The sequence below is a fragment of the Leptotrichia massiliensis genome (assembly GCF_900104625.1).
Taxonomy (GTDB): Bacteria; Fusobacteriota; Fusobacteriia; order Fusobacteriales; family Leptotrichiaceae; genus Leptotrichia; species Leptotrichia massiliensis.
The window spans coordinates 1,539,367-1,560,217 of sequence record NZ_FNVZ01000005.1 but is presented as its reverse complement, the minus strand read 5'-3'; the positions used below and the strand labels follow the sequence as shown (position 1 = coordinate 1,560,217).

Below are 20,851 nucleotides of genomic sequence, written 5' to 3'. Positions count from 1 at the left end.
AGAAAATATTAATTTTTCAGATTTGTTTAGGAATACAGATAAATTGAACAGAATATACAGAAAATGAAAGGGATGGAATATGAAAAGATACAATTTGAATTTTAAGGAGTTTATTAATGAATAAATCTTATATAATTATAATTGAAATTATTGTGGTTTTACTTGTTGCAGTGTACTCTGTCTTAACGTGGCACTTTTTTGGAAGAGATCCGAAAAGGAAAACAGTTATTCCTGAATTTACAGAGCCAGATTATATTTCTTCAATGTTCGTAGCATATATTAATGGAGAGAGGGATTCAAAAGAAATAATAAAAATAGGCATATTATCGTTAATACTGAAAGGATATATTTCCGAAGTTGACGAAGCTAGTACAGGAAATAAGAAGTATGTTTTGAATAAGAAAAATAGGGATAATTTGAAATTGAGAAAAGAAACTTTGTTTGAGGAAGAAAATAATTTGCTGGATGTTCTTTCGGAAAATGAGTTATTTGAGAATAAACTCAAGATGATTGGGTACAAAAATCGTATTGTGTATTTTTTGGAGAAAAAATATGAAAGGACAATCTATAAAAATAATTATATATTCTTTATTCCAATAATATTTGGAATAGCAATATCTATAATTTTTGTATTATTACAATTATTACAGGGGAGTTTTGGAAGTGCAGTTATTGGTACAATGTTTATATTTATATGGCTTGAGTATATACATAGAATGCCTAAAGGGATTTTAAAAATTTTATATGTAATGGTTATTTTGGGAATAATTATTGCCGTAATGATGTATATGCAGATTTATTTGGGATTAAGTCTATTTATTTTGGGAATAATATTTTTGATTTATGAAAAGGCAATAGGAAAATATACTGTTTCAGGACGGCGAAAAATGGAGTACATCGAAGGACTAAAAATGTATTTTGAAACTGCTGAGAAAAATAAAATAGACAAATTTGAAACCGAAGAAGAAAAACTTAATTATTTTAATAGAATATTTCCTTATATTATTGCACTTAAAGTGGAAGACGAAAAAATAGGAATTTTTAAGAATTCTTTGGATTTTTTAAATATAATGGGAAGTTACGCTGAAGCACAATACTATGTTAATGAATACGTAGATAGGAAATTTCCAATTTTTAGAAGAAAATATATTTTTTGGTAAGACAAGAGGATGATTAGAAAGGTAAAATATATTTTTGAATTGAAAATAGTTCATTATAATTATAAAATTTTATAAATCATAAAATTAAAGAAATAACAAAAAGGAGAAGAAAGTTAAAAATGAAAATAGTATATTTAGATAATGCCGCAACTACAAAAATGTCTAACAAAGTGATAGCAGAAATGACAAAATCGTTTAGTGAAAATTATGGAAATCCATCGTCTGTGCATACTTTGGGACAATGGGCAAAATCAGCTGTGGAAAGGGCAAGACATATTATAGCACAGAATTTGAAGGTTGAAACAACTGAAATTGTATTTACATCTGGCGGAGCTGAAGGGAATAATCTTGTGATAAGAGGATTTTTGAAGGCGAATAAGGGTAAAGGGAAACATATTATAACATCTAAGATTGAGCATTCTACAGTTTTGAAAACCTTTGAACAGCTGGAAAATGAAGGATATGAAGTTTCATATATTAGCGTTGATGAAAATGGAGTTGTGGATATTGAAGAATTGAAGCAGGAATTGAGGGAAGATACGGCACTTGTTTCGATAATGTTTGTGAATAATGAAACTGGTGTTATTCAGCCAATTAAGCAAATTGGGGAAATTTTGGAAGAAAGAAATATATTTTTTCATACGGATGCGGTTCAGGCAATAGGGAAATTGGAAATTTTGCCAAAAAATCTGAAAATAGGAGCTTTGACGGCAACAGCTCATAAATTTTACGGGCCTAAGGGAGCAGGATTTGTATTTATTGATAAGAAATATTCAGTTGAAAAGGAAATCTGGGGCGGATCGCAGGAAAGGAACAGACGGGCTGGAACAGAAAATGTTCACGGAATTTTGGGACTTGGCGTGGCACTTGAGGAAGTTTATGAAAATTTGGAAGAAATGTTAGAAAAAGAAGATAAACTGCAAAATTATCTAGAAAATAAACTGAAAACTGAAATTAAAAAATTAGGTAAAAAAATACGGATAAATGGAGAAAAAACCAATAGAATAAAAACAACAACGAATGTCTACATAGAAGGAGTGGATATTCAAATGCTGCTAGTAGCACTGGATTTAAGAGGAATCTGCATAAGCGGCGGTTCAGCCTGCATGTCGGGCTCGCTTGAAAATTCACATGTTTTGAAAGCTATGGGGCTTAATGACGAGGAATTGAAAGGTTCATTTAGAATTAGCATTGGGAAAGATACCACTATTGAAGATATAGATTATTTTGTGGAAAATTTAATTGAAGTTATTTTATAATAAAACTGCTTTAAAACTGAACTCAAAAGTTATGGCTGTTTTACTCAAACCATAAATTTATATAATTTTTAATAGGTTTGACTATATAATTAAATCTTTAAATAAACAAAAAGAAAATAATGATATATTTTAAATTGGAGAATAAAATAAATGAAGAGAAATAAAAAGAAAAAATACAAGTTTCTGTGTGTTAGTGATATTGAGATTTTGGCGGATATGGAAGAGGATTTCTTGAAGCAGAGATTTAAGGATATAGATTTTATAATGTCTGCTGGAGATGTTTCCAACAATTATCTGGATTATCTTGTTTCGGTTTTAAATAAAGATTTGATTTGCGTTAATGGAAATCATACGTATAATAGGGATTGTCCGATAGAATTTGCAAAGGTAATTAATGGTAAATTTATAAAATATAAGGGACTGCGGATATTGGGGCTTGATGGGAGCAAGGTTTATTCGTTTCAAGAACATCAATATAGTGAAAGTCAGATGAAAATGAAAATTTTAAAAAATATTTTTTTTCTTCGTAAAGGTGTTGACATTGTTTTGAGCCATGCTTCGCCTGAAGGGATTCACGATAGAGATGATGGTGTTCATAATGGATTTAGGGTATTTCATAAAGTTATACAGCATTTTAAGCCCAAATTATGGATTCATGGACATATTCATTTGTCTAATTTTATGAATTATCAAGATACAAAGGTGGGAGATACAATGGTGTCAAATACGTTTGGATATAGGATATTTACTATTGAAAAATAAAAAATGTTTAAAAAATTGTACAGTTATTAAAATATTTTATTTTAAAAAAAGTGGATGTTTGGAGGAAAAATGGAAAATAGGACTTTGATGAGCGTGTTGGAAGCAGAAGAGGCTTATAAAAAATTTTTGAAGTCTTCGAGAGGAATATTTGGATTTAATTTTAAGAAAAAGGAGAATTTAAAGTCATTTTCGGAAATTCAAAAGGAAGAAAATGCCTATAATAGCGTAAATTTGGGAATAAAAGAAGTTCCGCTTGATAAAATAGTAGGAAGTGTTGAAAAGTATGCAGATTTTGATAAAAATTTTGTTCCTAAAAATAATGTCGTAAAGCAGAGATGGATAAATATTTACATCGGATACACATCGGATAGCATGCTTCCGACAGTTATTCTGTACAAAATAAAGGATAATTACTATGTTTATGATGGTAATCACAGGGTTTCGGTAGCGAAATTTCTAAATTTTGCGACAATTGAGGCACAAGTGGAGGAGTTTTTGCCAACAAAGGATACGAAAGATAAAGTTATTTACAGGGAGAATATGATTTTTGAGAAGGAAACAGGACTTTCTGATATTTTTCTTTCAGAGCCAATAAAATATAAATATTTGAAAGAAGAAATTGAAAGTTATAAAAATCTTTTAGATAAGAGAAAAAATGAAAATATGGATTTGAAGAAAGCAGCTAAAAATTGGCATATAAATGTGTTTTTACCAATAAAAATAATACTTTCTGAAAATGAAATAATTAAAAATTATGAAGGTAATCCAGATGATGTTTTTTTGTTTTTTTTAGAACATAAATATTATTTGAGTAAAAATCATGGGAAAAATGTAGGATATTTATATAGTGTAATTAATTTTATAAATTTGGTAAAAACAAACGAAAATAAAGATTTGGAAAATATTTGTGAAATTCAGACGCAAGAATTAATTGAAAAATGTAAAAAATTGGAAAAGATTGATAATGAATTGATAAATTCTAATTTTAAACATGAAATACAAGTAGAAGCAGAATTGGAAAATGAAGCTGTAAGTTATTTTAGAAATGCAGTAGAAAAACTTTCTAATAGATATTCCAGCTATTTGTTTGAATCTAAAAAAATGGCAAATAATGAAATATGGACTTATTTTGCTAAATATATTTTGAATTATATAAAAATTTTAAATACTCAGAAAAATAATGATTTTAGCAATATGAATAGAGAAAGTATCATTGGGGAAAATAACTTTGAAAAAGAGCAAATAACTAAATCAAAAATGGAATTTGACAATATTGAAGTAAACACATTGAACTATATCCTTGAGGTATTTTTGCCAATTGCTGATATATTTTTGAAAATAAATGAGAAAGATTGTTTTGTTATGGATGAATACGAAAAATTGCAAAATGATTTCTTTAGTTTATTAAAATTAAAAAATTTGCTTAAAGCAGAAGGAAAATCTACTAAATATGAGAATATAATGACTGAAAGTATAGAAATTGGTATAAATACCAAAAATAAAAAAGTCCTTTTTGGAGTACAAGAATTTCTTGTTTTAGAAAAGAAAAAAGAATTTTTGAAAAACTTGAAAAATCCTAAAATTTTTGAGGGGATATTGAAAAAATGTGGAGAAATAAAAAAATACGAAACTTATGTAAAATTTTTTATAGCACTTGATAATTTTGGAGAAGAGGAATTTTTGAAAAATTTAGAAAAAGATTTGGAAGAATTTTATTTGCAAGATGATAATGTGGTTGAGTACAAGACAGAAAAAGTCATAAAAATTGAGAATAGCAGTATTTTTGAACATGATTATGAAATTGGATTTATAGATTTTTTTTGTAATAAATTTGTTGATTAGTTGTTTACAAAAAAGGTAATTTTTATTATTGATTTTACAAAAATCATGATATTGTTAATTTAATTACAACAGTTAATTTCAAAAAACAATTATTAATCAAAATATCTTGAGGTATAAAATAAGTTAAAAAAATTAAAGAAAAATTTGTTAATAAGGAGTGGAATTAAAATGAATAATATAAAAGCGATATTTATGGATTTGGATGGAACAGTGCTGACAAGTGAGCATAAAGTTTCGGAAAATTTGATAAAAAAATTGAGAGAACTGGAAGAAAAGGGAGTAAAAACGTTTATTGCAACTGGGAGAACCTTTATTTCATCAAAGCCTTTTGTAGAAATGCTGGGTATAAAAAATCCAGTAATTAATTATAATGGTGGGAGAGTTACAAATCCTTTGAATAGTGAAGTTATCTTTGAAAAACCTGTTGAGGCACAGGATGTTAGGGAGCTTATTAAAGTTTCGAGAGAAAAGGGAATTCACTTAAATTTATATATGGATGACAAGTTATATATTGAAAATGAAACAGATGAAGGTAAAAAATATTCAGAAAGTGTGGAAATTCCATATTATGTGAAAAATTTTGATGAATTCATTGGAAAAACTTCTACGAAAGCCTTATTTATTGCAGAAAATTCCATTTTGCTGGAGTTAAAAAAGGAGTTGGAAGAAAAATTACCACATATTAATTTTGTATTTTCAAAACCGCATTATTTAGAATGCTTGAATAAGGAAGTAAATAAAGGGCTGGCAATAAAGGAACTGTTGAAAAAATATGATATTTCTCCAGAAGAAACAATGGCGTTTGGGGATCAGTGGAACGATTTGGAAATGTTGAAGTTTGTGAAATACGGATATCTTATGGGGAATGCTACGGAAGAATTGAAACAGGAGTTTTCAAAAGATAAAATTATTCTGTCAAATGATGAAGAGGGGATTTATGAAGTGATAAAAACACTTTAGGTACTTTTATAAAAAAAGAAATTAGGTAGAAATTATGGGAAATAAATTTGTATATTTGAAATTGCATACGGAGTATTCACTGCTTGAAGGAGTAGGAAAAATAGATGAATATGTTGAAAAGGCTAAGGAAATAGGAGTAAAAGCACTTGCAATTAACGATACTTCGATGTTTGGGGCAATCGAGTTTTTTAAGAAGTGTAAAAATGCTGGAATAAAGCCGATTATTGGACTTGAGGTGTTTCTGGATGGGTTGGAGAAAGTGGGGGAGTATTCGCTTACTTTACTTGCTAAAAATCAGAATGGGTATAAAAATTTATCAAAATTGTCGTCAATTTCATATAGCAGGTTTACACGGAATCGAAATAAAATTAAGTATGATGAATTGAAAAAATATTCAGATGACTTGTATATTTTATCGGGTGGCATAAATAGTGAGGTTGTAAAGGGTATTTTGGATTTGGAAAATACTCAGGTTAGAAGGGTTATTGAGAAACTTGGTAAAGATTTTGGGGATAATTTTTTTATTGAAATTCCTGCTGTGGAAAAGCTGGAAAAGGCTAGGAAAATGCTTTTTGACATTGTGCGTAAAAATAAATTTGATAATTTTGTTATTACAAACGATGTTTATTATCCAAATCGGAAAGATGCAGTTTTGCAGAAAATTGTGGAATCAATAAAAGAGGGAAGCAAAATTGATACAGAAAAATCCGAAAATAGTGAAATTTTGTATGATGATTTGTATCTGAAATCTGAAAATGAAATAGAAAAAAGTTTTGAAAACAATGAATATAGCGAGTTTTATGAAACTGGAATTAATAATGTGGAAAAAATTGTGGAAAACTGCAATGTTGATTTTGAGTTTCATCATTTTAAATTTCCAAAATATTCATTGCCACAAAATGTGAGTGAAAAGGAGTTTTTACGAAATCTAGTATTTGAGGGACTTTTTCAAAAATATTTGAAAAAATCTGTTTCAGATTCTGAAAAATTACAGCTGGATAAAAATTTTGAGATAATAGAAAAAGAGATTGCGAAAGATGAAATTGCTGGGCAGAAATTGAAAGAAGTTAAAATTCGGGAAGAATTATTAAAGAATAATTTGGAAAATGTTTTGGAGCGTGCAGAGTATGAGTTGGAAATTATTGATAAAATGGGATACAATGGATATTTTATCATTGTCTGGGATTTTATAAAATTCTCACGTGAAAATGGGGTTTATGTTGGGCCTGGAAGGGGTTCTGCGGCTGGGAGCATTGTTTCGTATGCTTTGAATATTACGGAAATTGATCCACTTGAATATAACTTGATTTTTGAACGTTTTTTGAATCCTGAACGTATTTCGATGCCTGATATTGACATAGATTTTGATCAGGAACAGCGGGAAATTGTTATAAATTATGTGGTAAATAAATACGGGGCGGAATATGTGGCACATATCATTACGTTTGGAACGCTAAAGGCAAGGCTTGCGATTCGTGATGTGGGACGTGTGTTAAATGTTTCGCTTGTAAAAGTCGATAAAATCGCTAAAATGATACCGTTTAATACGGAACTGAAAGATGCCTTGAACAATATTCCTGAAATTAGAAAAATGTATGAAACCGACAGAGAAATAAAAAGAGTGATTGATTATTCACTAAAATTGGAGGGTAAAGTTCGTCATGCCTCTGTTCATGCAGCTGGAGTCGTTATTTCCAAAGATGTGTTAAGCGATGAGATTCCAACTTATTCTGATGGAAAAACGAAGATTGTTTCGACGCAGTATCAAATGAAGGAACTGGAAGAGCTGGGAATTTTAAAAATGGATTTCCTTGGATTGAAAAATCTCACAATTTTGCGGAAAACTGTGGAAAATATTGAGAAAAGAAGAAAAACAAGGATTGTATTAAATGATATCCTTCTAAACGATGAAAAAACTTATGAACTGCTTACAAAAGCTGATACAATGGGAGTTTTTCAATGTGAGTCAGCTGGAATCAGAAGCCTTATGAAAAAAATGAAAATTGAAAAATTTGAGGACATAATCGCATTACTTGCACTGTATCGTCCAGGACCTTTGCGAAGTGGAATGGTGGATGATTTTATAAATGTGAAAAATAACAGGACTGAGATAAAATATATTGATGATTCGCTAAAATACATACTTGAGGAAACTTACGGAATAATTTTGTATCAGGAACAGGTTATGAAAATTGTGAGTGAAATGGCAAATTATTCACTTGGGGAAGCTGATGAGCTGCGGCGTGCGATTGGAAAGAAAAATCCTGAACTAATGAAGAAAAATCGTGAAAAATTTGTAACAAATGCTCAAAAAAACGGAGTTTTATCGAAAAAGGCAAACGAAATTTATGATTTAGTGGAAAAATTTGGTGGATATGGATTTAACAAGTCACATTCGGCGGCTTACGCCTTGATTGTTTACTGGACAGCGTATTTTAAGGCAAATTATCCATTGGAGTTTTTTGCTGCGATAATGACAACCGAAGTGCATAATTTGGATAGATTTGTTGTTTTTGTGAATGAAGCGAAGGAAAAAGGGATTAATATATTTTTGCCAGATGTGAATTTGTCTGATTATGATTTTGAAATTGAAGAAAATCAGGAGGATAAAGAAAATTTTGGAAAGGCTGGAATAAGATTTGGACTTTTTGCGATAAAAGGCGTGGGGGTAGCTTTAATTAATGAAATAAAAAAAGAACGAAAAAACGGAAAGTTTGTTTCCTATAAAGATTTTGGATATCGGATGAAGCAAAACGGAATTACAAAAAAACAGCTGGAATCGCTAATTTTATCGGGAGCATTAGATGGACTTGATGGAAACAGGTTTGAAAAATACAAGTCTATTGACAAAGTTCTAGAATACAGCCAGAAAAAATACGAATCTGAAGAAGATTTGCAAATGATTTTATTCGGCGGTAAAAAAGAAATATCAGTTGACTTCCAGATGGAAAAAAGTGATGAATTTCCTCAAAAACTTTTACTTCAAAACGAAAAGGAATATTTGGGAATCTACGTTTCAAGCCATCCTTTAAATGAGAAAAAAAATTTGATAAATATAATTTCCCATAACAAAATATCAGAAATTTCCCAAAAAGAGCTAAAAAAAGTAAGAATTATCGGAATAGTAAAAAATGTAAAAAAATTTGCAACACGGGCTGGAAAAGAGCCAATGGTAAAATTTGAAATGGAAGATTTTCAAAAAAGCATTGAAGTAATCTGTTTTCCAAGAGAATACATAACTTTTGGATATAAAATTACGGAAGATCAGATTATGGTGCTGGAAGGAATTGTAAATTCCGAGCAAAATAAAAATACAGTTATTTTAAACAACATTTGCAACATTGAAAATCTGGAAGAAAACAAGAATCTGAAATTATACATCTTGATTGACGAAGAAGTGAAAGAAAAAAATCAGGAATTGAAGCAGCTTATTTTGAAAAATAAAGGTGATAATCAAGTATTTTTAGCGTTTAAAACGAATGAGAAAAAGGAAGTTGTAAAACTGTCTGAAAAATATAATGTGAACTTGTCGCTCAAGTTTATTAGGAAAGTTGCGAAATTGGTAGGTATTGAGAGAATAAAGTTGAAATGATAAAAAAATTAAAGGAGTTGAGATATGTTTTTTTTGAATAATAAGAAATTAAAAAAATCTTTTAAAGTAACATTTATAATGATAATATTTTTTGCAATAAACATTGTAACATTTTCTGCAAAATCAGAATTTTTGGCAATTGGAAATTTGAAAATTGTAAGACAGGAGCCGTTAGTTATAAAGAGGGAAGATTTGAATATTACGATTGAGAAAAATAAGACAATAAAGGTTGAAAGTGTTTATACGTTTGAGAATATTGGGAATTATAATGTGAAATCGACGTTTATGTTCTGGCTGGATACGAATATTGAGAAGAGCTTAAAAGAGGATTTTAGTAATAAAAATACGAATAACCGAGGGAAATTTGTAAAAAATATAAGGTTTTTGACAGATTATAAAAAGGCACAAAATTTGAGAGCAGTTATAAAATTTGATGAAAATATTTATGAAAGTCAAGTTACAGATAGTATCCAGCGTGAATGGTTTGCCATTTCAAAGGTTATTCCGTCGATGGAAGAAGGGAAAATCGCTGTTTATTATGATTTAGTAAATACAAAATTTTCAAGAAATAAGGATTTTGTGTACAGTTTTGAGTTAGTTGACAATTTTTTTAACAAAAATAAGGCGGAAATATTGTACGTAAATGTTTATAATAAATCAGATTTAAAAATTGCCAGTATAAATTTTAAAGATTATGAATTTAAGAATATTAGTAAAAATAGTACAAAAGAGCATTATGAACTGCTTGAGGGTGGAGTAAATCTGGATGGAAAAATTTCAATAAAATTTAAGTAGGGCAAATGTTGGTAATTTTGCCTGAAATGTAGTAAAATATACACAGATTAATTCAAATATAGAGAGAATCATAAAAATTGAAAAGAGGAAAAAATGAGAATTGTAGCAGGAACATTGAAAAATAGAAGAATAAAATCAAGGGAAGGAAGAGAAACTAGACCTACGCTAGAAAGAATAAAAGAGGCAATTTTCAGTATAATTGGAGAAAAAGTAGTAGATGCAAAATTTTTGGACTTATATTCAGGAACTGGAAATGTCTCATTTGAAGCACTTAGCCGTGGTTCAAAAAGAGCGATTATGATTGAGGAAGATAAAGAGGCGCTAAGAGTAATTATTGAAAATGTGAATCATCTTGGAGTGGAAGAAAAATGTCGTGCCTATAAAAATGATGTTTTTCGAGCGATAGAAATCCTTTCAAGAAAAAATGAAACATTTGATATAATATTTTTGGATCCGCCTTACAAGGAAAATATCTCAACAACAACGATTGAAAAAATATCAGAAGAAAATCTTTTGGAACGAGATGGAATTATAATTTCAGAACACAGCACGTATGAGAAAATGGCGGATAAAATAGGTGATTTTGTGAAATATGATGAAAGAGATTATAATAAGAAGGTAGTTAGTTTTTATAGGTTTGAAGGATAAATAAAAAAATAAAGGAGAAAAATAAAAATGGCAGTAAAAAAACAAAGTTATGAAGAAAATATTGCACAAATTGATGAAATTTTGGAAAAATTGGAAAGTGAGGAATTATCGCTAGATGATTCAATTTCTGAATACGAGAAGGCGATTAAACTTATTAAAGATTCGGAGAAATTACTTGAAGTCGGAGAAGGGAAAGTTATGAAGGTGCTTGAAAAAAATGGAAAAGTGGAAATGGAAGAGTTTGAATAAAGATTAAAGATAGATTTTCAAGTGAATAGAAGCAGGATATTTAAAATATTTGAGTTTAGTTTTGAAGTAAATTTTGTTCAAAATTAAAATGAGGAGATTTAAGATGAAAAAATACGATAACTTTTTTGTTCCAGTTGATGATTTAGAAATAGCAAAAAAATATTATAAAAATAACTTAGGATTAAAAGTAAAGTTTGACTTTTCGGATATGGGAATGGTAGCATTCAGTATTGATGGTGAAGAAGCGGCAATAATATTAAAAGATAAAAACAAATTTAAAGACTTGAAACAGACAATATGGTTTGAAGTAGATAATGTAAATCGTAAGTATCAGCAAATGAAAGAAAGCGGAATTAAATTTTTATCGGAACCTTTCAGAATAAGAACAGGATATGCTGTTGAGTTTGAAGATCCGTTTGGAAATAGATTTGGAATAACTGATTATTCTGTACTAGAATAGATGTGTTATAAAAAAATAGCATTCTATTTTGGATAATTTTTAAAATAAAAACAGTATAATCCTATATAATTCCTTTAGAGATTATTATAGGTAAAATTCATAGCAGCTAAAGCAGCAAAAGAAATATATTTGAAAAAATGAATTGTTAATAATTGATAAAGGCGATGAATTTTTAGGAGATTCTTGGAATAGAAAAGTTAATGAAAATAAAAATTTGAGTGACGGGGGATAAAATGTTACGGGAATATTTGGAAGAGAAAAAGAAGATTGTGGAAGAAAGTCTGATAGAATTGCTTGGGAATTACAGAAATAAATATCCTGAAAAATTGGCGGAAGCAATGGAATATGCGGTTATGAACGGAGGAAAACGAATACGTCCTGTTTTAATGTATATGATTTGTGATTTGTTTGAAAAAAATAATTCTGAAAATTATTATAAAGTAAGGGAAATTGCCATTGCACTTGAGTTTATACATTGCTATTCACTCGTTCATGATGATTTGCCGGCGATGGACAATGATGATTACAGACGCGGTAAACTTACAGTTCATAAAAAATACAATGAAGCAATCGGAGTTCTTGTGGGAGATGTTCTTTTAACAGAAGCCTTTGGAATAATTGCAAATTCTAAAAGTTTAGGAGATAAAAATAAGGTTGAAATTATTTCAAAATTGTCTGAATATGCAGGATTTTTTGGAATGGTCGGAGGTCAGTTTGTGGATATGGAGTCTGAAAATAAGAAAGTGGAAATTGACACATTAAAGTATATTCACGCTCATAAGACTGGGAAATTGCTGACTGCTGCAATAGAATTGCCGATGATTGCTTTGGATATTGAAGGTAAAAAGCGTGAAAAAATGGTAGAATATTCAAAATTATTAGGAATTGCCTTTCAGATTAAGGATGATATTTTGGATATTGAAGGCAATTTTGAGGAAATTGGTAAAAAATCCAATGATGTCCAAAATGAAAAGACGACTTATCCTAGTATTTTTGGACTTGAAAAAAGCAAAAAATTACTTCAGGAATACTTGGAAAAAGCAAAAAAGATTATTGAAGATGAGTTTGAGGGCAATCAATTATTTTTGGAATTAACTGATTATTTTGGGAATAGAAAAAAATAATAAAAGACTTTTGACGATTTTTTAGAAATTAGGGGTGAAAATGAATAAAAAAATTATATTTTATGTGGGGTGCTTAATTGCGTTAATATTTCCATTAATTAAAAGTGTTCATGCGTTTGCTTCGGGAATATCTCTTCTTATGGGAATTATTCTAGCAAGTTTTAGTTTAATTCTGGTTCCGAAAAATTTAGGAAAAATACGAAAATTTACATTAAATTCAGCTGTTGTATTTTTTGGATTTGGACTTAGCATAAGCAAGGTTGTTGCTGTTGGTAGCAAAGGAATTTTTCAGACTGCAATCAGTTTAATTTTAGTGATAAGTATTGGTTTAATTTTGGCAAAAATTTTTAAAATGGAAAAAAAATTATCACAATTAATTGTGTTTGGAACTGCAATTTGTGGTGGAAGTGCCATTGCAGCAACTTCTCCAGTAATTGAGGCTTCTGATGAGGATATTGCCTTGTCTACGGGGATAGTATTTATTTTAAACACAGTTGCATTGTTTCTTTTTGCATTTTTTATAAATTATTTTAAGTTAAATGCTGAACAAACTGGAATATGGACTGCATTAAGCATACACGATACAAGTTCAGTAGTATCAGCTGCAGCTTTTCACAGCACAGAAGCCTTGAAAATAGCCACAATTATGAAACTTACAAGAACACTTTGGATTATTCCGATAGTTATTGTTCTTAGCTTTTTAAATAAATCTGAAAATAAGAAGATTAAATTTCCGATTTTTATATTATTTTTCATTTTAGCTTCAATTGTTGCAACAATAATAAATTTGCCAGCAATTTATAGTTTGCTTACTCAAATAGGAAAAATGATGCTGTCCCTTGCACTTTATATGATTGGAACTTCATTAAATATTCAGACTATTAAAAAAATGACTGGGAAAAATCTTTTGTATGGTGTTACTCTCTGGATTTTTTCGATAATTTCAGGGTATATGATAATGATGTTTTTGTAAAAAGATCAAAAATAATTACAAGGAAATGAGGTACTATGAAAATAAAAAAATTAGTGATGACATTATTAGTGACATTATCTTTACAAATGTTTGGGTTTGAGTCTAAATTGGACTACAATGTTACAAGAAGTGAAAACTATAAAATTTCTGAACAAAAAATGAAAAAAGAGTCTTTAGAAGTAAAAAAAGGTTTTGAAGCGGACAATAAAAAATACAAAAATAAAGTAAAAGCCATTATTAAAAACTTTATAGAAAATGCGATATCAAAGCAATCATTTAGTGGAGATGAAATATTCGGTGCTCAGGCAATGAAACAAATGATGGTTAGTATGTTAGAAAAAAGTATTGAGCATCAAAAAAATAAAATAGAAGAAATTAGATTTTTTAATGATGAAGAAGGACAAGTTACTCAAAAAGTAAAAGTTTTTGGTAGTAAAGAGAGTGATTCAAAATTTGAAAATGAATATGAAGTTTTTAAACTTATTTTAAAAAAACTACAATATAAAGATGCAGACGATATGATGGCTCAAATGAAAAAAATGGAGAAAAAAGAAGCTTTTTCTAAAATTATGGATGCTATAAGTAGAGTTATAGAAGATGAATTAAAAAAAGAAGAAAATTATATGGAAATGACTATAACTGTTGGTATGCATAAAGTAAATAATACTTGGCATGTAAAAAATCTAGATGAACAAATAAAGATGGTGGAAGCGGTGTTGTCAAATTTAGAAAACAGTATGTAAAAAATAGGTAAGGATGATAACTATGTTTATAGAAAAGAAAAATTATTTTTATATTGAAGAGTTTGAAAAATATGGTATTACAGCGGTCTATACAAAAAAAATCGCTGGAAATATGTCTGATTATTGCCCAATTGAAAATCAAATAGAAGGTATCCAGAAAAAAAATCGTGAAAAGTTGCTAGAAGAGTTGAATTTAACAGATAAACAAGAAGTGATGGCATTTCAGACACATTCTAACAATGTCAAAATTATTGATAAAGATACAACAAAATATTATTATGAAAAAGAGGAAGATATTGATGGATTTCTGACAAAAAGGAAAGATATTACAATTTTTACATTTTATGCGGATTGTTTGCCGATTTTTGTATACGATAAGGAAAATCAGGTTATAGGAGTGTGGCATTCAGGATGGCCGGGGACATTTAAAGAAATGATGAAGTCAGGGCTTTTAGAAATGCAGAAAAATTATGGGACGCAAGTTGAGAATGTAGTAATGGCATTAGGAATTGGAATTGGTCAGAAGGACTACGAAGTTGGAAATGAATTTTATGATAAGTTTGTCGAAAAATTTGGGAAAAGTAACAGAGAAATTGTGGAAAAATCATTTTGGTTTAATGATAAAACAGAAAAATATCATTTTGACAATACAAAATTTAATGAACTTATGGCACTCAAACTTGGGATAAAACAGAAAAATTTGATTGTAGCAACTGAAAGTACATTTGATGAGAAATTTCATTCTTATAGAAGGGAAGGCAAAAATGCTGGAAGGGCTACGGCTATGATTAGTTTTAAATAAAAAAACAACAAAAAAGAAAGGAAATGAAATTATGAGAAAAGTTTTATTTTTAATATTTTTAGTAGTGGGAACAATAGGTTTTTCTTCTAATTGTAATTGGTATGAAAACAATACAGGATATGCAAATAAAATGGTAGAATTAGTAAAAACTGCAAAATTAACAAATAAAATTTATTGTGATATAGAAAAAAATAAAATGGTATATGAAACAGTAGACAAAGAAAACGTAAGTTCTTTGGAAATCGGGTTAGTTTATAATAAAGGGGGAAGTAAAGCAGATATTACGTATATTGAAATTGCTGATTATATTGATAAATTTGAAAATGATGTAAACAAATTATACCCTTGGAAAAACTTAACAGAATTAGAATACAGCAATTCTCCAGAATATTATAAATATAGAATGTATATTTATAGTCCAGAAAATAAAGAAGAATTTATGGCTTACCTGATTGTTTATGATACAATAAATGGAGAATGGAAACGTTTTTACAGTAAAGATTTTTGGAATAAAAATGATGAAAATGATGCGGGAATGATAGAAATTATGGAAAAAATAGGGACAAAAGCAACAGACGATATAGCTTATTAAAAAAATAATTTTAAATAAAATAGGAGATAATAATGAATTTTTTAATAAAAATATGGATTGCATTTATTTTGGACTTGATTTTTGGAGATCCAGAAAAAATTACACATCCAGTCCAGATTATTGGTAAAATGATTACATTTTTAGAGAAAAAATTATATGGGAAAAAGGGAAGCTTTGTTGGTGGAGCAGTTTTAGGTATTTTAGTAGTTATAAGTACATTTTTAGTAATGTACGGATTTGTCAAATTAACAAAAATTGTAAAAGTTCTGCAGATTTTTGAAATTTATTTGATGTATACGATATTTTCAGTAAAATCATTGGCTCGTGAAGGAAAAAGGGTTTATAAGATTTTAAAATTAGGAAATCTGAAAGTGGCAAGGGAAAAATTGTCTTATTTGGTTTCAAGAGATACTGAAAAGATGGATAAAGTTATGATTATTAGAAGTACAATGGAAACAATTTCTGAAAATATGGTGGATGGCGTGATTGCACCGATGTTTTATATGTTTGTAGGTGGACTTCCACTTGCAATGGCCTATAAGGCAATAAATACACTTGATTCAATGGTTGGGTACAAAAATGAGAAATATGCAAAGTTTGGTACATTTTCAGCAAAATTAGACGATGTGGTAAACTTTATTCCAGCTAGAATTTCTGGGATTTTTATAACAGCAGCAAGCTATATTTTAAGATACAATTACAAAAATGCATGGAAAATATTTAAAAGAGATAGAAAAAATCATGCGAGTCCAAATTCAGGACATTCAGAAAGTGCAGTAGCGGGAGCATTGGGAGTTCAGTTTGGTGGAAAAGTTTCATATTTTGGGAAAGAAGTGGAAAAGCCCACAATAGGAGATAAGATAAAGGAATTTAGATTAGAAGATATTAAAAAAAATATATTATTGATGTATGTTACAAGTTTTGTAGCGATATTCTGTTTTTCTATAATACATTTACTTATAAACGGTATGTTTAATGGTGTTTTTAATTCAGTTGCATATTTTGTAACATATTTTTTTGTAAATATGCTGTTTTAAAGTAAATTATTTTTTTTGTATAAATAATTTTTTAGTCCAATGATATAAAAAATATGAAATTTTAAAATTTAATGCTCCAATTCCAGTTGCCAGAATATTTGTTAAAACATGATTTTCAAAATATTTCTGGCTTACTTTTCCAACAATAAACATTCCCACACAAAATATTATCATTCTTTTCAAATATTCAAAATTTCCACGCAATTTTCCCTTGTCTTGAAAATATAAAATGTTGTGTACTCCAGTCACAAGTAAATTTATATTTATAGTAGAAATTATGGCACCAATCAAGTACCCAAAATAAAGCTCGACACAGTTAAAAATTATTCCTAAAATAGAAAGTAGTATCATTGTAAAAATAGAAATGATGTATGCTTTTTTTATTTCTTCTGGCATCTTTTCAAACATTTTTCTTTTTTCCCTTTCTAAAATCATTTTTGAAATTTTTAGTTATTTTATGTTATTTACTTGTTTTATAAGCGACCAGTATCCAGAAATAGCTCCGATTATTAAGAAAATAATTAAAACAAGTGGTTGATCGGTTTTAAAAAGATATTTTTTCAAAAGCAAATAAAATCCTAACATAAGCAATATCGGTAATGCTAGAATATAAACCATATTTGTTGCAAGTGCAAAATACTTCATTAATTTGTTGTTTTTTCTATTTCGTAATTCTTTTTCGTTGTTATGTCTACCCAACTTCTTTTCTATTTCAAAAAGTCTCTGTTTTCGCTTTTCTTCTTCTAGTTGTGCAATTTTGACTTCTTCAGTTATTTCATTTTCTAAAGTTTCTTTTTCCTTTTCCTTTTCAAGTTCCATAAAATTACTTCCTTTTTAAATTTTTATCAATTTGATTTAACGATAATTACAATTTTTTTAGTACAAAAAATATTCTACTTTCTCCAAATTCAGGATTAGAAGCAGTATCAAATATTTCAAAACCATTATTTTGAACAGTTTCCACAATCCACTCAGGCTCATAAATAAATTTATGCTGAACTTCGTTATATTTTCTAAATAAATTATCATTTTCATTCTCACGGATAAATAAATCAATTTCGATCAAATGTTTATTTTCACTTAATTGCTCATGTCGCCAAATACTTGTATATTCAGGCTCTTCGTCTAGAAAAATATCATTTTCAAATATTTCCTCAAAAATATCCACCGTCACAGCATCAAAAATCAAATAACCATCTTTTTTCAAATTTTGGTTAGATTTTTCAATAAATTTTAAAAATTCTTTTTCATTTTTTAAATAATTTACTGTGTCAAAATTACAAATAATATAATCAACTTCTTGAATTTCATTCTTTTTATTTATATTATCATAATTTATAATATTTTCTTTTACTAATTTGTAATTATTTACTAAATTATTTTTTAATAATTTTTTTTCAGATATTTCCAACATTTTTTTGGATAAATCTACTCCAACTACAGAAAATCCATCTTTTAAGAACCGCCATAAAAATTCTCCAGTTCCACATCCCAAATCCAAGACAGTTCCTTTTTTTTTAATAAACATTTTCAAAAATTCATACCATTTATCGTAATCTACATGTTTCATAAAAATATCATAAATTTCGGCAAATTCCTTATGCATTGGTTTCCTCATTTCTTTAATTTAAGTTATGTAATATTATATCATTTTTACTGGGAGTTGTGAACTAAGTTTACAAGTTTTACAAGTAATACAAAAAAGAAAAACTCCCAACCATAAATTGAGAGTTTTTTTGCTTACTTATTTTCAGGTTTTTGTAGTTTAGATTCCCATTCAATAACTTCTTCTGGGAAATAATCTAGAAATTTATCAACTTTTTTTCCTTTAATGTCGATGTTTAATATTTTATCATCTTGTCGTAAAGTTCTTAATATACTTAAATCTTCACGATTTTTTGTTCCACCGATAATTGTGTGTTTTCCATTTAAGTTTGGCATTGCTTGCATAGTTATAAAAAATTGGCTGCTGTTTGTGTTTGGGCCTGAATTTGCCATTGCCAATATTCCTTCAACATCAAAAGTAAGCCACTTTGTAAATTCATCTGATAGAAAATACCCAGCAGTACCAGTTCCATTTCCAGAAGGATCCCCACCTTGAACAAGTGCATTTGGAACAACTCTAAAGAAAGTTAATCCATTGTAGAAATCATTTTTTGCTAAAAATACAAAGCTTGCAACGTTTTTGGGAGCAGCTTCAGGATATAGATAAAATGAAATCTCTCCTTTTGTTGTTTTTATTACTGCTTCCAATTGAAAACCTTGCATTGCCTTTTCAAATTTTTTTTCTTCTTTTGATTTTTTTCCTTTAGCATTTACAACAGTTGCCATTAACAACATCAAAATACTAACCAATATTACCATTTTTTTCTTCATAAACATTCCTCGCTTTACATTAAGTTATAATTTTAGTCAAAATATAAAAATTTATTACTCAAATAAATTGTACCAAATTATATAACTATTTATTGTACAATCGTTTTACGTGCATTATCATTTCTTCAATTTCCATTTTGCCATTAAAATCAAATTCCAGAATTCTAAAATCAATATCTTCAATTTCCATATTGTATTTTAAAAGCTCCTTTTCTTCCATAATATTATCATAAATAACAAGTACAGAAAATTGGTTTCCAAAGCCATCCACAAGCTCTAGCGTGTTAATTACACGATTTTTTTTCATATTAAGAGAATTTCTTATTATTTCATTCGCTGTCTTTTTACTTCTAACTTCCTTATAAAGTTCAGAAATTATTGGAGGCAGTTTTATTGCAAATAATATTTTTAATTCTTCTCTTTTCTTAAATTTTACTATTGCCATTTTTCAAATCCTTATTTTTTATTTTTATAAATTTACCCTTGAATTGCTTTTGTCAATGGCGGAATAATTTGTTTCTTTCTTGAAACAACACCTTTCAAAGTTACTAAGTTGCTGTCGACTTTTTCTCCAAATGCTTTTTCAATAATATCATTTCCATCTCCTGAAACTAGAGCCACAGAATCATTTGATAAAATATTTGTAATTGCAAACGTAAAGAATTTTAATCCTTCTTTTGTAATAATATTATCAATTTCAGCAAGTAATTTTTCTTTTCTTTCCAAAACTTCTGCTTCATTTACAGTATTAACTTGTGCAACACCGATTTTTGCACCATCAATTTCAAAGATTTTCATATCCATATTTAACAGTTCTGCTTCAGATTTATCTCCAAGTGCAGTTCCAGCCTTTAACATTTCAAGCCCATACTCATCCGCATTTACTCCAGCGATTTCAGCCAGTTCCTTACCAGCCTTCACATCACATTCTGTACAAGTTGGCGATTTGAACAATAATGTATCTGAAATAATGGCGCTTAACATAAGTCCCGCAGTTTCCTTACTTGGTACAAGATTGTTTTCCTTAAATAATTTTAAGATAATTGTCGCAGTACATCCAACAGGCTCTAATCTTGCATATAAAGGCTCATCCACATTGAAGTTTGAAATTCTGTGATGATCAATTAGTTCCAGAACTTTTGCTTCTTCAAATCCTTCAGCAGTTTGAGTTCTCTCATTGTGATCTACCAGAATTATTTCTTTTCCAGCCACATTTTCCACTAATTCAGGCTTTTCAACTTTAAAATAGTTCAAGGCATACTTAGTTTCCTCATTAATTTCCCCAAGTCTTACAGCCTTAACATCTTTTCCTAATTTATTTTTCAGTTCCGCATAAGTAATTGCTGAACAAATTGTATCTGTATCTGGATTTTTGTGTCCAAAAACTAATATTGACATATTTTTTCCTCCTAAATTTTAATCATTTCATATTATTATAACCTATTAATCTTATTTTTGAAATAGAAAAATCCGTTTT

The 20,851-nt window shown here is 28.7% G+C and carries 22 protein-coding genes; 16 read left to right on the top strand and 6 right to left on the bottom strand.

The genetic code is table 11. The annotated features are described in order from the left end of the window. Positions 1–116 precede the first annotated feature (116 nt). The 16 genes from BQ5344_RS11470 to cbiB all read left to right on the top strand — a co-directional run bounded on the left by BQ5344_RS11470 (position 117) and on the right by cbiB (position 16,998). Positions 117–1,160, top strand: a complete 1,044-nt coding sequence (locus BQ5344_RS11470) for a DUF2207 family protein (protein ID WP_071125418.1) — start codon at positions 117–119, stop codon at positions 1,158–1,160. Positions 1,161–1,279: 119 nt separating this feature from the next. Next, positions 1,280–2,419, top strand: coding sequence for a cysteine desulfurase family protein (locus BQ5344_RS11465; RefSeq protein ID WP_071125417.1), 1,140 nt, complete (start codon positions 1,280–1,282; stop codon positions 2,417–2,419). A gap of 150 nt (positions 2,420–2,569) precedes the next feature. Continuing rightward, positions 2,570–3,181 (top strand): metallophosphoesterase family protein, encoded by a 612-nt coding sequence (locus BQ5344_RS11460; RefSeq protein ID WP_071125416.1) that lies wholly within the window; start codon positions 2,570–2,572, stop codon positions 3,179–3,181. A gap of 69 nt (positions 3,182–3,250) precedes the next feature. Then, positions 3,251–5,023: a DUF4032 domain-containing protein gene (locus BQ5344_RS11455; protein ID WP_071125415.1), complete on the top strand. Its 1,773-nt coding sequence runs from the start codon at positions 3,251–3,253 to the stop codon at positions 5,021–5,023. A gap of 168 nt (positions 5,024–5,191) precedes the next feature. Then, positions 5,192–5,983, top strand: coding sequence for a Cof-type HAD-IIB family hydrolase (locus BQ5344_RS11450; protein WP_071125414.1), 792 nt, complete (start codon positions 5,192–5,194; stop codon positions 5,981–5,983). Positions 5,984–6,017: 34 nt separating this feature from the next. Further along, positions 6,018–9,575, top strand: a complete 3,558-nt coding sequence (gene dnaE / locus BQ5344_RS11445) for a DNA polymerase III subunit alpha (protein WP_071125413.1) — start codon at positions 6,018–6,020, stop codon at positions 9,573–9,575. A 24-nt stretch (positions 9,576–9,599) separates the two neighbouring features. Continuing rightward, positions 9,600–10,370 carry a hypothetical protein gene (locus BQ5344_RS11440; protein ID WP_071125412.1) on the top strand — a complete coding sequence of 257 codons (771 nt, stop codon included), beginning with the start codon at positions 9,600–9,602 and terminating at the stop codon, positions 10,368–10,370. A 93-nt stretch (positions 10,371–10,463) separates the two neighbouring features. Continuing rightward, entirely contained in the window at positions 10,464–11,018 is a 555-nt protein-coding gene (gene rsmD / locus BQ5344_RS11435) for a 16S rRNA (guanine(966)-N(2))-methyltransferase RsmD (RefSeq protein WP_071125411.1), read from the top strand. Between the two features lie 27 nt (positions 11,019–11,045). Beyond that, positions 11,046–11,267: an exodeoxyribonuclease VII small subunit gene (gene xseB, locus BQ5344_RS11430; protein ID WP_071125410.1), complete on the top strand. Its 222-nt coding sequence runs from the start codon at positions 11,046–11,048 to the stop codon at positions 11,265–11,267. Positions 11,268–11,370: 103 nt separating this feature from the next. Next, positions 11,371–11,727 carry a VOC family protein gene (locus BQ5344_RS11425; protein ID WP_071125409.1) on the top strand — a complete coding sequence of 119 codons (357 nt, stop codon included), beginning with the start codon at positions 11,371–11,373 and terminating at the stop codon, positions 11,725–11,727. Positions 11,728–11,960: 233 nt separating this feature from the next. Next, a complete protein-coding gene (locus BQ5344_RS11420; protein ID WP_071125408.1) occupies positions 11,961–12,851 on the top strand; it encodes a polyprenyl synthetase family protein in 891 nt (296 codons plus the stop codon). A 40-nt stretch (positions 12,852–12,891) separates the two neighbouring features. Further along, positions 12,892–13,824: a YeiH family protein gene (locus BQ5344_RS11415; RefSeq protein WP_083378253.1), complete on the top strand. Its 933-nt coding sequence runs from the start codon at positions 12,892–12,894 to the stop codon at positions 13,822–13,824. Between the two features lie 35 nt (positions 13,825–13,859). After that, positions 13,860–14,567, top strand: coding sequence for a hypothetical protein (locus BQ5344_RS11410; protein ID WP_071125406.1), 708 nt, complete (start codon positions 13,860–13,862; stop codon positions 14,565–14,567). 22 nt (positions 14,568–14,589) lie between these two features. Continuing rightward, positions 14,590–15,369 carry a purine nucleoside phosphorylase YfiH/LACC1 family protein gene (locus BQ5344_RS11405; protein WP_071125405.1) on the top strand — a complete coding sequence of 260 codons (780 nt, stop codon included), beginning with the start codon at positions 14,590–14,592 and terminating at the stop codon, positions 15,367–15,369. A gap of 31 nt (positions 15,370–15,400) precedes the next feature. Further along, positions 15,401–15,961, top strand: a complete 561-nt coding sequence (locus tag BQ5344_RS11400) for a hypothetical protein (protein ID WP_071125404.1) — start codon at positions 15,401–15,403, stop codon at positions 15,959–15,961. A gap of 32 nt (positions 15,962–15,993) precedes the next feature. Further along, positions 15,994–16,998, top strand: coding sequence for an adenosylcobinamide-phosphate synthase CbiB (cbiB, locus tag BQ5344_RS11395; protein ID WP_071125403.1), 1,005 nt, complete (start codon positions 15,994–15,996; stop codon positions 16,996–16,998). Positions 16,999–17,004: 6 nt separating this feature from the next. On the opposite strand, the gene BQ5344_RS11390 is transcribed toward cbiB, so the two are convergent. The 6 genes from BQ5344_RS11390 to BQ5344_RS11365 form a co-directional block, all read right to left on the bottom strand. Continuing rightward, on the bottom strand, positions 17,005–17,406 hold the full coding sequence (locus tag BQ5344_RS11390) for a hypothetical protein (protein WP_036069928.1): 402 nt from the start codon (positions 17,404–17,406) through the stop codon (positions 17,005–17,007). Between the two features lie 42 nt (positions 17,407–17,448). After that, positions 17,449–17,817 carry an AtpZ/AtpI family protein gene (locus BQ5344_RS11385; protein WP_071125402.1) on the bottom strand — a complete coding sequence of 123 codons (369 nt, stop codon included), beginning with the start codon at positions 17,815–17,817 and terminating at the stop codon, positions 17,449–17,451. Between the two features lie 46 nt (positions 17,818–17,863). Continuing rightward, positions 17,864–18,604, bottom strand: a complete 741-nt coding sequence (locus BQ5344_RS11380) for a class I SAM-dependent DNA methyltransferase (protein WP_071125401.1) — start codon at positions 18,602–18,604, stop codon at positions 17,864–17,866. Between the two features lie 134 nt (positions 18,605–18,738). Further along, complete coding sequence (locus BQ5344_RS11375) at positions 18,739–19,374, bottom strand: peptidylprolyl isomerase (protein WP_083378252.1); 636 nt, start codon at positions 19,372–19,374, stop codon at positions 18,739–18,741. 85 nt (positions 19,375–19,459) lie between these two features. Beyond that, on the bottom strand, positions 19,460–19,819 hold the full coding sequence (locus BQ5344_RS11370; protein ID WP_021768361.1) for a hypothetical protein: 360 nt from the start codon (positions 19,817–19,819) through the stop codon (positions 19,460–19,462). Between the two features lie 32 nt (positions 19,820–19,851). Then, positions 19,852–20,772 (bottom strand): manganese-dependent inorganic pyrophosphatase, encoded by a 921-nt coding sequence (locus tag BQ5344_RS11365; RefSeq protein ID WP_071125400.1) that lies wholly within the window; start codon positions 20,770–20,772, stop codon positions 19,852–19,854. Between the last annotated feature and the right edge of the window lie 79 nt (positions 20,773–20,851).

What these genes read in the sequence shown, in the direction of transcription:
- BQ5344_RS11470 (WP_071125418.1), top strand. Translation starts at nt 117, where the DNA reads ATGAATAAATCTTATATAATTATAATTGAAATTATTGTGGTTTTACTT.
- BQ5344_RS11465 (WP_071125417.1), top strand. Translation starts at nt 1,280, where the DNA reads ATGAAAATAGTATATTTAGATAATGCCGCAACTACAAAAATGTCTAAC.
- BQ5344_RS11460 (WP_071125416.1), top strand. Translation starts at nt 2,570, where the DNA reads ATGAAGAGAAATAAAAAGAAAAAATACAAGTTTCTGTGTGTTAGTGAT.
- BQ5344_RS11455 (WP_071125415.1), top strand. Translation starts at nt 3,251, where the DNA reads ATGGAAAATAGGACTTTGATGAGCGTGTTGGAAGCAGAAGAGGCTTAT.
- BQ5344_RS11450 (WP_071125414.1), top strand. Translation starts at nt 5,192, where the DNA reads ATGAATAATATAAAAGCGATATTTATGGATTTGGATGGAACAGTGCTG.
- dnaE (WP_071125413.1), top strand. Translation starts at nt 6,018, where the DNA reads ATGGGAAATAAATTTGTATATTTGAAATTGCATACGGAGTATTCACTG.
- BQ5344_RS11440 (WP_071125412.1), top strand. Translation starts at nt 9,600, where the DNA reads ATGTTTTTTTTGAATAATAAGAAATTAAAAAAATCTTTTAAAGTAACA.
- rsmD (WP_071125411.1), top strand. Translation starts at nt 10,464, where the DNA reads ATGAGAATTGTAGCAGGAACATTGAAAAATAGAAGAATAAAATCAAGG.
- xseB (WP_071125410.1), top strand. Translation starts at nt 11,046, where the DNA reads ATGGCAGTAAAAAAACAAAGTTATGAAGAAAATATTGCACAAATTGAT.
- BQ5344_RS11425 (WP_071125409.1), top strand. Translation starts at nt 11,371, where the DNA reads ATGAAAAAATACGATAACTTTTTTGTTCCAGTTGATGATTTAGAAATA.
- BQ5344_RS11420 (WP_071125408.1), top strand. Translation starts at nt 11,961, where the DNA reads ATGTTACGGGAATATTTGGAAGAGAAAAAGAAGATTGTGGAAGAAAGT.
- BQ5344_RS11415 (WP_083378253.1), top strand. Translation starts at nt 12,892, where the DNA reads ATGAATAAAAAAATTATATTTTATGTGGGGTGCTTAATTGCGTTAATA.
- BQ5344_RS11410 (WP_071125406.1), top strand. Translation starts at nt 13,860, where the DNA reads ATGAAAATAAAAAAATTAGTGATGACATTATTAGTGACATTATCTTTA.
- BQ5344_RS11405 (WP_071125405.1), top strand. Translation starts at nt 14,590, where the DNA reads ATGTTTATAGAAAAGAAAAATTATTTTTATATTGAAGAGTTTGAAAAA.
- BQ5344_RS11400 (WP_071125404.1), top strand. Translation starts at nt 15,401, where the DNA reads ATGAGAAAAGTTTTATTTTTAATATTTTTAGTAGTGGGAACAATAGGT.
- cbiB (WP_071125403.1), top strand. Translation starts at nt 15,994, where the DNA reads ATGAATTTTTTAATAAAAATATGGATTGCATTTATTTTGGACTTGATT.
- BQ5344_RS11390 (WP_036069928.1), bottom strand. Translation starts at nt 17,406, where the DNA reads ATGTTTGAAAAGATGCCAGAAGAAATAAAAAAAGCATACATCATTTCT.
- BQ5344_RS11385 (WP_071125402.1), bottom strand. Translation starts at nt 17,817, where the DNA reads ATGGAACTTGAAAAGGAAAAGGAAAAAGAAACTTTAGAAAATGAAATA.
- BQ5344_RS11380 (WP_071125401.1), bottom strand. Translation starts at nt 18,604, where the DNA reads ATGCATAAGGAATTTGCCGAAATTTATGATATTTTTATGAAACATGTA.
- BQ5344_RS11375 (WP_083378252.1), bottom strand. Translation starts at nt 19,374, where the DNA reads ATGAAGAAAAAAATGGTAATATTGGTTAGTATTTTGATGTTGTTAATG.
- BQ5344_RS11370 (WP_021768361.1), bottom strand. Translation starts at nt 19,819, where the DNA reads ATGGCAATAGTAAAATTTAAGAAAAGAGAAGAATTAAAAATATTATTT.
- BQ5344_RS11365 (WP_071125400.1), bottom strand. Translation starts at nt 20,772, where the DNA reads ATGTCAATATTAGTTTTTGGACACAAAAATCCAGATACAGATACAATT.